Consider the following 11,353-nt stretch of genomic DNA (forward strand, 5'->3'; position numbering starts at 1 on the left):
AGTCATAACAAAATACACTCCTTCTAAAGTGAACTAGATTTTTTATTCCTAGTGTCTACTTTATAGGGAGTGTATCATTGAACAGATAGGGGCTATTTTTAATTTTACTATTCAGATTATCAGCTTTTCAATTATAGCTTGCTTTTTTCAGTCAATCAGTGGATTGTTGATGCACTTCTGCAAGTTTTGCCCGGATTGCTTGCATGACTTCGTAAGCATCTTCACTGTTTGTAATGTCAATTTGGTCAATATCGAAAACAAGTGTGGCACTTTGATCATAGCTTGCAAACCAGCTATCATAGCGCGCGTGAAGGCGCGTATAATAGTCGAGCAAACCAGGGTTTTCATGGATTTGTTCATAGGGGCGCCCACGCTTTTCAATTCGCTTAAGTACGGTTTCGAGGCTACCCCTTAGGTAAATCATCAAATCAGGCGCTTTCTTGGGCAGTGTACCTAATTCTTCCATCATATTGTCAAGCAGATCAAGGTAGGTATCCATTTCTGGTGATGAGATATTCCCTTCTTCGTAGTTGATTTGTGTGAAAAGCGCATCTTCATAAATACTCCGGTCAAGCACGTTATTTTTATCACGCAGTGCGGCTTTAATACTACGAAAACGCGTGTTTAGAAAATAAATTTGTAAGGCGAACGCCCAGCGTGCCGGGTCGTCATAAAACATTTCGAGAATCCGATTATCCTTGATACTTTCGTAAAAAGCTACCGAACCGAGTTCTCTTGCAATGAGTTCTGTGTAGCTGCTTTTTCCAGCTCCAATCATTCCAGCAAGTACAATCACGTTTTTTTCCATCCCTTTCAAGAAAAGGCCTCCTTAATCTAAAGCCATTCTCACCCATTATACTAAAAAGCGGTGACAAAATAAAAGTTTTTTGATAGTATGGATGAAGAATTGAAACGGAGGAGATGCGGTTGGACGAAGCAAAGATAAAAGTAGGACAGAGTTTTCCACTTGAAATCAAAAAAATGGGGATAAATGGTGAAGGAATCGGTTATTATAAAAAAACTATCATATTTGTACATGGTGCGCTTTCCGGTGAAGAAGTACTGGCCAAAGTAACGAAGGTTTTTCCAAATTATTGTGTGGCAAATGTGGAAAAGATCAAACGCCAATCGGAATTTCGCGTAACACCGCCTTGTCCGGTTTATGAAACCTGTGGAGGCTGTGAGCTGCAACATTTAAAATATAGTGCGCAGCTTGATTTGAAAAAGGATTTGTTAATCCAGGCACTTGAAAAGCACACCAAGTTGAACACCAAAAAGTTAAAAATCCGTGAGACGATAGGGATGGAAGAACCGTTTCGTTATCGGGGGAAAAGTCAATTTCAAGCTCGGATGATTAACGGGAAGATGGAAACGGGGCTTTACGCGCGTGAAAGTCATCAACTTGTTCCAATTGAAGATTGCTTAGTACAGGATTCGCGGACTGTGGAGTTAACCAATACGGCACGTGACTTACTGGACCAACTGGGTGTAAAAGCCTATGATGAACGCAAAAAAACGGGAGATATTCGAACCATTGTCGTTCGAGTGGGTATAAATACTGGAGAAGCGCAGCTCGTGCTTGTAACAACAGGTAAGAATTTTAGCGGCAGGCGAAGCTTCGTTGAAAAAATCACTGCGAAATTTCCAAATCTTGTCTCCGTCATGCAAAATGTGAAAGAAGACGATAGTTCCCTAATTTTTGGACCAGAAACTGAAAAGCTTTTTGGGCAGGAACAAATGACAGAGAAGCTATCCGAATTAAAATTTGATTTATCGGCTCGCGCCTTTTTCCAGCTGAACCCTAGTCAAACTGAAAAGCTCTATGCGGAAGTTGAAAATGCGCTTACGTTAACGGGTGAAGAAAGTCTTGTGGATGCTTATTCAGGTGCAGGTACAATTGGTCTTTACCTTGCTAACAAAGTACGAGAAGTTCGGGGGATGGATGTTGTTGAAGATGCTGTACTTGATGCGGAGCACAATGCACAAAAAAACGGCATTAAAAATGCGAGCTATACGGTTGGATCTGCTGAACAAGTGTTTCATTCTTGGCAAGAAGCAGGATACAAACCGGATATTGTAGTAGTAGATCCGCCACGAACTGGACTTGAACCGGGCTTACTTCGATCTGTCTTGCAAGTGAAACCCAAACAGCTCGTCTATGTGTCATGTAATCCAAGTACATTAGCACGCGATTTGGCACAACTTGAAAAGCGATATCGCATTCGTTATTTGCAACCCGTTGACATGTTTCCAATGACGGCTCAAGTTGAATGCGTAGTTAAACTCACCTTAAAATCCAATCCCAAAAAGAAATAAATAAACCGTATGTCACCAGCCGATTAATCGGCTGATGACATACGGTTTTTTTGAGTTATCAAGCTCATGAGAAGGGCAACCAATAAATTGGCAAAAAGTGGTAAGAAACCAATATTGATGTCGCTAATGACTGAAGGCAGGTTTGGGAATAAGGTGGCAAGCGTCATGCTGTAATTACTGATAAAAATAGTAATTAAAATCCCAACAGCCATCCCAGCGAACGCCCCCTCTTTTGTGAGCGGGTTTTTCTTTAAGAGACTTGCAAAGAGCGCCGGGCAGAGCTGAACGATCAGGCTATAACCAACTTGTAAAATGGCTGCAAGTGCATTTCCACCTTGAAAAACAAATAAACAAGCAAGTAAGCCAAGCACTGGCACAAAGCATTTCGACCAAAGCGCAACACGAGCTTCATTTGGCTTACTTTTCCACCCAAATACGATGTTTTTAGAAACGAGCGTACTCGCAGTCATGAGAAGCATTGCTCCAGGGACAAGCGCTGTGAGCATCCCAGCTGCCCCGATAATTCCGACGAAGAAAGGATCGAAACTTTTGATGGAGAGTTTGATCAAAGCGAGGTCACTTTCTTCTCCAGTTAGACCCGGAACTTGCAGAACCGCTGTAAAACCGATAAAAAGAACGAATAAAAGCATTAATGTATAAAGCGGACTGATAATTGCATTTTTCCGGAACGTATTGGCATTTTTAGCGGTAAAGGTAGATGCAAAAACTTGTGGCCACATATAAAAACCAAGCACATAAAATAAGACCGTGCTAATGAACCAAGTGATGCTGTAAGTCGTTTTAGGAAAAGTCAGCAATTCTGGTTTAAAAGCTTCCACTTGCCTGAAAAGTTCTGAAAAACTACCGTAATAGTGAAGCGGCAAGTAAATTCCCATAAAAACGATGACAAATAAAATCATCAAGTCTTTTAAAACAGATATCCAGGCTACCCCTCGAATGCCAGATAAAACCGAATATAAAATAATAGCGAGTGTGCCAATAATGATAGCTGTATTCATTGGAATCCGACCATACGAAGTCAAAGAGACGATGATTCCAAGTCCCTTTAATTGAATGACGATGATCGGAATAATTGCAATAACACCAATTACGGCAACAAAAATACCAAGCCCACGACTTTGATATTTCCGAGCAAAGAAATCAGACTGTGAAACGAGTCGGTGCTTATTTGCATATTCCCAAATGAGCGGAAGTAAAAAATAAGAAGTGACGTAAGAAAGTGCGATGTATACCATCACATAAATGGCGGATACCCCTTTCGAATAAGTCCATCCACTTCCACCTAAAAAAGAAAAAGTCGTGTAGACTTCTCCAGCTGTAAGTAAAAAAACGAAAACCGTGTTAAAGCTTCGATTTCCTACCGTCCAGTTTTGCAAAGTCATTTTTTGTTTCTTTCGCGCACGTAACGCGAGAAAAATCGTTAAAATAAAAAAAGCCGACATGACGATAAGAGAAGTCAAGAACGGTCATCTCCTTTCTTTTTTTCGAAGTAGTAAAGAAGGAGAACAGAAAGTGAAGAAAGCACGGTGCCGATAGCGATCCAAAACAGCAAAAAAGGAATGCCGAATATATGTGGATCAATGCGGTTGGCAAATGTTGCGCCGCCAAGAATAAATAAGAAGGGAACGAGTAAAATCCCTTTTTTCATGATTTACGTCACTCCTTTATTGTAAAATAGCCCAAACAATAATCGCATAAAAAAGTAGCAATCCTGCAACGACAGAAATCGAAATTTTGATGAGCAGTTTTTTATTAGACGAATTTTTTTGTGGCATGGTGAAGACTCCTCTCCGTTTTTTCTATAGATAAGAGTACCATAAAATCGCGGAAAAAAGCTAGTTGAGAACAAATTCTTCCAGTCGAAACCCTAGGTTCTTGCTTGTGAAATATGTTATATTTTTGTTACTTAAAAGTGAAACTGGGAAAAGTAAAGTGTGCCCTTAAGAGGAGGAACGAAGATGAGCGAAAATGTTTATGATAATCCCGATTTTTTTGAGAGTTACAGCCAAATGGAGCGAAGCAAAAAAGGCTTGGAAGCTGCCGGCGAGTGGCAAACACTAAAAGAAATGCTGCCCGATTTTAAAGGAAAACATGTACTTGATCTCGGGTGTGGTTATGGGTGGCATTCAATTTACGCGGCAGAAGAGGACGCATCTTCTGTGACAGGTGTTGATATTTCTGGAAAAATGTTGCAAGTCGCTCGCGCTAAAACAAGTCTCGAAGCCGTTCAGTATTTACATGAAGATATTGAAAAAGTGTGTTTTGAAGCGAATTCTTTTGATATTGTTATTAGTTCGTTAGCTTTTCATTATGTAGAAAAGTTTGATGAGTTAGTCAAAAAAGTGCATCGTTTTTTGAAACCGAATGGTGCATTTGTTTTTTCCATTGAACATCCAGTATTTACAGCGGAAGGTTCACAGGATTTTAGCTACGATGAAGCGGGGAACATCACTTCTTTTCCGGTTGATCACTATTTTGAAGATGGCAAACGAATCGTTCAATTTTTAGGTCAAGATGTGACAAAATATCACCGAACTTTAACGCAGTACTTTGAAAGTCTACGCCAAAATAGATTTGCTGTCGATCAAATGAAAGAACCAACTCCACCAGAAAAGCTGCTTGCTGTTCCTGGAATGGAAGATGAATTTAGACGTCCGATGATGTTGATCTTTGCCGCAACGAATATCAAATAAAACAAGAGGAAGCAAGTTTGCGCTTGCTTCCTCTTGTTTTGGGTTTAACGAAGCTCATTTTGAACAGCATCGTGCAATCGTTTCGCTGCACCGGAACCAGCTTTTTCATCATAGTAAGCCGTGAAACGTTCATCAGCGAGATACATTTCTACAATCCCAAGATGAGCTTCTTCCGAATAGCTAGGCCAGAAATAGCCAAGCCATGCTTTATGCGTTTGAAAAGCGTCATGTTGTAAATCTTCTGTTACCTCCGATTGCATCTTTTTAAGCACTTCAACTAAATGCGCTTCCAGTTGTGTCACTTTTTCGTAATCTGCTTCATTCATGTGTGCCACTTTCTGATTGCTTTTTTCGATTTCAGCATCTCCATACTTTTTGCGAATCTCGCTACCATATTGCTGTTCATTTTGAGCAATCAGATCCTCTTTAAAAGCCTCGAATTTTTCTTGGTTACTCATCGTTATCTTTCCTTCCCTAGCTTGTAGCGTTTTTTCAACTGTGTTAATAAGGCGCTTCAAGCGTTTTTCTTTTTGGAGGAGTTCAGCATGGTGCGCCTTAAGCGCTTCTTTTTCATCAAATTCAGGGTTGGCTAAGATCTCCTTAATAGCCGGAAGGCTCACTTCCATTTCGCGATAGAATAAAATTTGCTGAAGTAAATCTACTTGTTCTTGCCCGTAAATTCGGTAGCCATTTGAGCTCACTCGCGCCAGCTTGAGTAGCCCAATTTCATCATAATATCGCAATGTCCGCGAACTTACACCAGCGAGATTTGCCAGTTTTTGAATCGTATATTCCATGAAAATCACCTCCACATTTATAGTTTAGGGGTTTACGTAACGTTAAGGTCAAGCTTTTTTATGTGACAAAATTCTTTCGAAAATGTAAGCTTACAAGTTCTTTTCATTCCGGGGGCAATCTGCTACACTAGGGGAAGAGAAATCATTAGAGAGGGCGGGCACTTCATGCAAGTCAAGCAATTAAAATATCTGATGCTTTGTTTTCCGCTCCTGTACCTTGGATATGGCCTTTTTTTAGCCGTTCAATTTGGAAGTCGTGCAGAATTCATTAATTCAGTTGTGAACGGGCTTTTTTTGCTCGTGATTACAGGAATTCTTATAAAGCTAGCACACCTTAAAAACGGACTTGATTTTGTTTGGTTTTCTGTTTTTATTTTGTATATATTTGTTTTGCATCATCTAGTTACCTATATTGCTGCGGGCGACTTTGCAAGTAGCACTTACACAGGGAGTTTTCACATCCAAAAAGAATTGATTAATCTGGAACCTTTTACAACCATTGAAAATACGTTTAGGCAAACTTTGCCGACGATGCCAACCGTTATTCAAATCATTGGCAACGCGCTGATGCTTGCCCCGCTATCTTTTTTCTTATTATATTTTAAAGTGGTGAAAAGGGGAAGCCTCGCGATTTTAATTGTCTTTTTCACTTCATGTGGCATTGAACTGATTCAATTTATTCAAACAACCCTTGTCACCGGATTTAGTGGTTTGGCGCTTCCAGAAGGCAGATCCACTGATATTGATGACGTAATCTTAAATACACTAAGCGGCTCAGTCGGCGTATTATGTATTTATCTTGTTCCGGCTTTCCGTAAACGAGTGAAAGGCAAACGGAAACGGAGATAAGATTTTTTCGTAAAAGGAGAATGAAAATGAAAGAGAAATTAATGCAAGCTTATGATTTTTTCCAAAGAAATAGCAAGGTTGTCAAAATCGTTTTTGTATCCTTCATTATGCTGTTTGTGATTTACGAAGTATTTAATATTGCGACAACAATTGACTTTCATATACTCAAAAAGAATATGACATCACAAAACCCGGAAACTTTACTATTAATGGTTTTAATTGGACTTGTTTCCGTGACACCAATGCTTGTTTATGATTTTGTGATCGTTAAACTTTTACCGGGCAAATTTTCGACGATGCACGTTGTCGCTTCAGGTTGGATCACCAATACGTTTACGAACATTGGCGGCTTCGGTGGCGTGCTTGGCGCTTCGCTTCGGGCAAGCTTTTATGGCAAAAATGCTTCCCATAAAGAAATCTTACTTGCGATCTCAAAAATTGCTTTATTCCTTGTTTCAGGGCTATCGATTTACTGTTTAGTTGGCCTCGCGACGTTACCGATCCCGGGATTTGCCGATCACTTTCGCAGCTTCTGGCCATGGCTTTTAGGTGGAGGCCTTTATTTCCCGATTTTATTCCTCGTCACAAAATGGAAAAGCAAATCACTATTTGAAGATTTACCGCTTAGACGGGAAGCAGCCCTAATCTCTGCCTCTTTGCTAGAGTGGGGGTTTGCCTTTCTCTGCTTTGTCGCAATTGGCTTTCTAATGAATGAACCTGTCGATTTGATGAAGGTTTTCCCGCTATTTGTGATCGCTTCAGTTATCGGGATCGTGTCGATGGTTCCAGGTGGAGTTGGGACCTTTGATCTTGTGATGCTTTACGGGCTCGATCAACTGGGAGTTTCCAATGAACTGGCGATTGTTTGGCTGCTCTTTTACCGGGTTTTCTACTACATCATTCCATTTCTTGCTGGCTTGCTATTTTTCGTACAAAAAGCTGGAAAACGATTCAATGATTATTTAGAAAATCTGCCTTTTCTCTTTTTACAAAAAGTGGCGCATCGCTTTTTAGTTTTGTTTGTTTATTTTAGTGGCTTAATGTTGATTTTATCATCCGTGCTTCCATTTGCGATTTATCACGTGCCATTTCTGTACAAATTGATGCCATTTAGCTTTTTGTTTATCTCACAAGTCACAAACGTTGCCTTTGGATTTCTGCTCCTCGGACTTGGGCGAAGCATCGAAAGCAAAACTAAAAAAGCATACATTGCAACTGTCGTCGTGTTAGGTTGTGCGATCTTTAATACCCTTGCCCGTGTATTTTCCATTAAGCAAGCTATTTTCCTTGGGATCGTTTTACTATGCGTCTTTCTAGCTCGCAAAGAGTTTTACCGAGAAAAGTTTGTTTATACGTGGAGTAAAATCATTTTTGATGCGCTTATTTTCCTAGTTTGCTTAGTTGGCTACGTCATCATCGGTATCTATAATTCACCAAAAGTGATTCATAAAAAAGCAATCCCTGAATATCTTGAAATTGCATCCGAGCACATTTGGCTCACCGGCTTTATTGGGATGCTGATCGCAATCATTTGTCTCATTGTGATCTATATTTATTTATCGCAATCCTCAAAACCCTTTGGCTCGTCTTTTCAAGAAGAACGCGTCCAAGAGCACCTAAAAAAATGGGGTGGAAATGAAGTTAGTCATACCATCTTTTTACGCGATAAACTTCTTTTTTGGGCGCAAGGAGGAGAAGTCCTTTTCGCATTTCGCATCATTGCCGATAAAATGGTTATCATGGGCGAACCGATTGGAAATGAACAAAAACGCGATAAAGCCATCTTAGAACTGATGGAAGAAGCGGACAAATTTGGATACCGGCCAGTCTTTTATGAAGTAAAAGGTGACATGCTCGCTTACTTACACGAAATGGGCTTTGACTTTATCAAACTGGGTGAAGAAGGCTATGTGGATGTAACAGACTTCTCGCTTTCAGGGAAAAAGAAAAAAGGCGAGCGTGCTTTAATGAACAAGTTTGACCGAGAAGGCTACCAGTTTGAAATTTTAACAGCGCCATTTGATGAAGAAACCTTTAAAACGCTGCGTAAGCTTTCCGATGAATGGCTCTCGGGCCGCACAGAAAAAGGCTTCTCGCTTGGCTTCTTTGATCCTTACTACTTGAATCAAGCAGATATAGCCGTTGCAAGAAACGCGGATGGGGAAATTATCGCCTTCGCTTCGATTATGCCGGCTTATACGGATAAATTGACCTCGATCGATTTGATGCGCTACGGAAAAGACGCGCCTTCTGGTATTATGGATTTTCTATTCATTAAATTGTTTGAAGACGCGAAGGAAAAAGGCTATCAAACCTTCAATATGGGGATGGCGCCGCTTTCGAATGTGGGGGAATCCCAATATGCCTTTTTAGGAGAGCGTTTAGCGGGACTTGTTTACCGGTATAGTCAGGGCTTCTACAGCTTTAAAGGCCTAAGAAATTATAAAGCCAAATATGTGACGAGTTGGGTACAAAAGTTCGTCGCTTATAGAAAGCGCAGTTCGATTGCTTTTACGATGCTTCAATTGATGCTCCTTGTTGGGAAAAAAAGGCCGCTTAAGAAAGGACAAATTCTTTTAGAAGTGCCACTTTCAGATTCGAATCAAGACGAGCCAAAAAAGAATGAAGAATAAATAAAAAAACGCCGGATTTCGTTAGTAAAGTGCTAACGAAATCCGGCGTTTTTTGTGTTCGTATCGCAAAACATGCAGAGATAATGACAAAATTTGAAGGGCTTATTTGATTCGGAGAAAGAACTTGATAGACTGAAGTGGAATCGAGACGCGCGTTTCAGGAATAAAATTGAAACCGTTTTCTTTTCGAGATAACAATTCAGAAAGGGATGTTTAACTCATGAAAAAAAGGTGTACAAGCAAATTTGCGTTGCTGCTTCTTGGAATAGGAATTTTCGGATTTCCAGTTCAGACTTTTGCAGCTAGAAAAGGAGGGGAAGAACCTTCTTACGGAATCAATATCGGACAAATTCTTTTCTGGATTGCAGCAGTTGTCGTTGTTCTAGCGATCGCACTAGTTATTTTTTCTATTTATCGGATGGTGAAATTAAAGCGTACAAGGAAAATCTGGTGGTCGATTTTTGCTTTATTACTCGTCGTGGTTGTTGCGCTCAACCTTGCAGTGAATAGCTTCGGGCAAATCGCGAATGCTTACATGTCACGCTATCAAATTGACGAAACAAAAGTAAATGAAGCTCGGGAAAAAGGGAAGAAACTCACAGAGCAAATGGAAGAAGAAGGCATTGTGATGCTTGAAAATAAAAAAGAAGCTTTGCCACTTGAAAAAGGACATGTGAATGTGTTTGGATACGGTTCAAGTGCTCCTGTTTACGGCGGATCTGGTTCAGGCGGGGGAAAAGAACTTGATAATGTAACCTTGGAACAAGGACTTAAACATGCAGGTCTAAAAGCCAATCCTGATCTTGTTAAATTTTACAAGGATCGTTATGTACCGCGCGAAAAAGTCAATATACATAAACTCGTGGGCGGCGATTTTAATAGTCATGAACCCAAGACGTCCGATTACAGCCAAAGCCTAATGAATAATGCGAAAAAATATAGTGATACAGCACTTGTCGTTTTTGCACGAAATAGTGGCGAGGGAGCCGATATCACAACCGACATGAAAAATTATACCGACGGGAGCAAAGGGAAACACTACCTCGAACTTACGAACAATGAAGAAGCGATGCTCAACATGGTGAAGCAAAACTTCCAGAAGGTCGTTGTTGTCCTCAATTCGTCCTATCCAATGGAACTTGGCTTTTTAAAAGATGACAAAGTTTCTGCTGCTCTTTGGATTGGAAACCCCGGTTCTGCAGGCTTTGATGCCGTCGGGAAAGTATTAGCAGGGGAAGCGAATCCTTCTGGGCGACTCGTGGATACGTATGCGTATGACGCAACCAGTGCGCCGTCTTATTATAATATCGGAGAGTTTCCATATAAAAATTCCACATTTAAAGATGGAGATAACACATGGCACTATAAATATATCGACTACGCAGAAGGAATCTATGTGGGCTATCGCTATTATGAGACGCGTTACGTCAATAATCAGACCGGAAAAATGGATGAGCAAGCGTATCGTAAAGCCGTGCAATATCCATTTGGATATGGGCTTTCGTACACCAAGTTCAAACAAGAAATCAGCGAATATATGGCTGGTAAGAAAACCATTGAAATGCGTGTCAAAGTAACGAATGAAGGCACAAAAGCTGGCAAAGATGTCGTTCAGGCTTATTACACGCCACCATATACGACAGGAGGCATCGAAAAATCCCATGTCGTTTTGGCTGATTTTACAAAAACGAAGAACTTGAAGCCGGGAGAAAGCGAACAAGTTAAGTTAAAGATCAACGTGGAAGACATGTCGAGTTATGATGATACAGGAGCCAAAGCTTACGTTCTTGAAAAAGGAAATTACGGTATCAAACTAATGAATAATGCGCATGATGTGATCGAGCAAAAGAATTATCAAGTGCCGGAAACGATTGTGTATGATAAAAATAACAAACGGAAAAGTGACCAAAAAGTAGCACAAAACGAGTTTGATGACGCGCGGGGCGATGTGAAATACGTATCGCGGGCTGGATAGATGTCAATAAAGTAGACACAAAAAGAGTAAATACTTAAAAATTTTCAAAATAAAGAGCCTCCTTTTCAT

Annotated in this window: 9 protein-coding genes; 5 read left to right on the plus strand and 4 right to left on the minus strand. The window is 40.4% G+C overall.

What is annotated here, in order from left to right; all coding sequences use genetic code 11:
* Window positions 1-151 precede the first annotated feature (151 nt).
* Window positions 152-808, minus strand: a complete 657-nt coding sequence (locus HCK02_RS12065) for a deoxynucleoside kinase (RefSeq protein WP_425482893.1) — start codon at window positions 806-808, stop codon at window positions 152-154.
* 119 nt (window positions 809-927) lie between these two features.
* Here HCK02_RS12065 and rlmD point away from each other — a divergent pair, with 119 nt between their 5' ends.
* Entirely contained in the window at window positions 928-2,316 is a 1,389-nt protein-coding gene (gene rlmD, locus HCK02_RS12070) for a 23S rRNA (uracil(1939)-C(5))-methyltransferase RlmD (protein WP_167630363.1), read from the plus strand.
* 23 nt (window positions 2,317-2,339) lie between these two features.
* Here the strand turns inward: rlmD and HCK02_RS12075 are convergent, their stop codons facing one another.
* A complete protein-coding gene (locus HCK02_RS12075) occupies window positions 2,340-3,779 on the minus strand; it encodes a sodium:solute symporter family protein (protein WP_167630370.1) in 1,440 nt (479 codons plus the stop codon).
* A 14-nt stretch (window positions 3,780-3,793) separates the two neighbouring features.
* Entirely contained in the window at window positions 3,794-3,985 is a 192-nt protein-coding gene (locus HCK02_RS12080; RefSeq protein ID WP_167630364.1) for a DUF3311 domain-containing protein, read from the minus strand.
* 310 nt (window positions 3,986-4,295) lie between these two features.
* Here HCK02_RS12080 and HCK02_RS12085 point away from each other — a divergent pair, with 310 nt between their 5' ends.
* Entirely contained in the window at window positions 4,296-5,030 is a 735-nt protein-coding gene (locus HCK02_RS12085) for a class I SAM-dependent methyltransferase (RefSeq protein ID WP_167630365.1), read from the plus strand.
* Window positions 5,031-5,074: 44 nt separating this feature from the next.
* Here the strand turns inward: HCK02_RS12085 and HCK02_RS12090 are convergent, their stop codons facing one another.
* Window positions 5,075-5,827: a MerR family transcriptional regulator gene (locus tag HCK02_RS12090; protein WP_167630366.1), complete on the minus strand. Its 753-nt coding sequence runs from the start codon at window positions 5,825-5,827 to the stop codon at window positions 5,075-5,077.
* Between the two features lie 165 nt (window positions 5,828-5,992).
* On the opposite strand from HCK02_RS12090, the gene HCK02_RS12095 reads away from it, so the two are divergent.
* The 3 genes from HCK02_RS12095 (at window position 5,993) to HCK02_RS12105 (ending at window position 11,284) form a co-directional block, all read left to right on the plus strand.
* On the plus strand, window positions 5,993-6,676 hold the full coding sequence (locus HCK02_RS12095; protein WP_167630367.1) for a VanZ family protein: 684 nt from the start codon (window positions 5,993-5,995) through the stop codon (window positions 6,674-6,676).
* A gap of 26 nt (window positions 6,677-6,702) precedes the next feature.
* Window positions 6,703-9,309 carry a bifunctional lysylphosphatidylglycerol flippase/synthetase MprF gene (mprF, locus tag HCK02_RS12100; protein WP_167630368.1) on the plus strand — a complete coding sequence of 869 codons (2,607 nt, stop codon included), beginning with the start codon at window positions 6,703-6,705 and terminating at the stop codon, window positions 9,307-9,309.
* A gap of 220 nt (window positions 9,310-9,529) precedes the next feature.
* A complete protein-coding gene (locus HCK02_RS12105; RefSeq protein ID WP_167630369.1) occupies window positions 9,530-11,284 on the plus strand; it encodes a glycoside hydrolase family 3 C-terminal domain-containing protein in 1,755 nt (584 codons plus the stop codon).
* Window positions 11,285-11,353: the final 69 nt, after the last annotated feature.

Origin of the sequence: Listeria valentina (assembly GCF_011800755.1) — a bacterium.
GTDB classification, from domain to species: domain Bacteria; phylum Bacillota; class Bacilli; order Lactobacillales; family Listeriaceae; genus Listeria; species Listeria valentina.

Coding starts and splice junctions, on each gene's coding strand:
- HCK02_RS12075 (WP_167630370.1), bottom strand. CDS start 3,779: ATGTCGGCTTTTTTTATTTTAACGATTTTTCTCGCGTTACGTGCGCGA.
- HCK02_RS12090 (WP_167630366.1), bottom strand. CDS start 5,827: ATGGAATATACGATTCAAAAACTGGCAAATCTCGCTGGTGTAAGTTCG.
- HCK02_RS12095 (WP_167630367.1), top strand. CDS start 5,993: ATGCAAGTCAAGCAATTAAAATATCTGATGCTTTGTTTTCCGCTCCTG.
- HCK02_RS12065 (WP_425482893.1), bottom strand. CDS start 808: ATGGAAAAAAACGTGATTGTACTTGCTGGAATGATTGGAGCTGGAAAA.
- HCK02_RS12105 (WP_167630369.1), top strand. CDS start 9,530: ATGAAAAAAAGGTGTACAAGCAAATTTGCGTTGCTGCTTCTTGGAATA.
- mprF (WP_167630368.1), top strand. CDS start 6,703: ATGAAAGAGAAATTAATGCAAGCTTATGATTTTTTCCAAAGAAATAGC.
- HCK02_RS12080 (WP_167630364.1), bottom strand. CDS start 3,985: ATGAAAAAAGGGATTTTACTCGTTCCCTTCTTATTTATTCTTGGCGGC.
- HCK02_RS12085 (WP_167630365.1), top strand. CDS start 4,296: ATGAGCGAAAATGTTTATGATAATCCCGATTTTTTTGAGAGTTACAGC.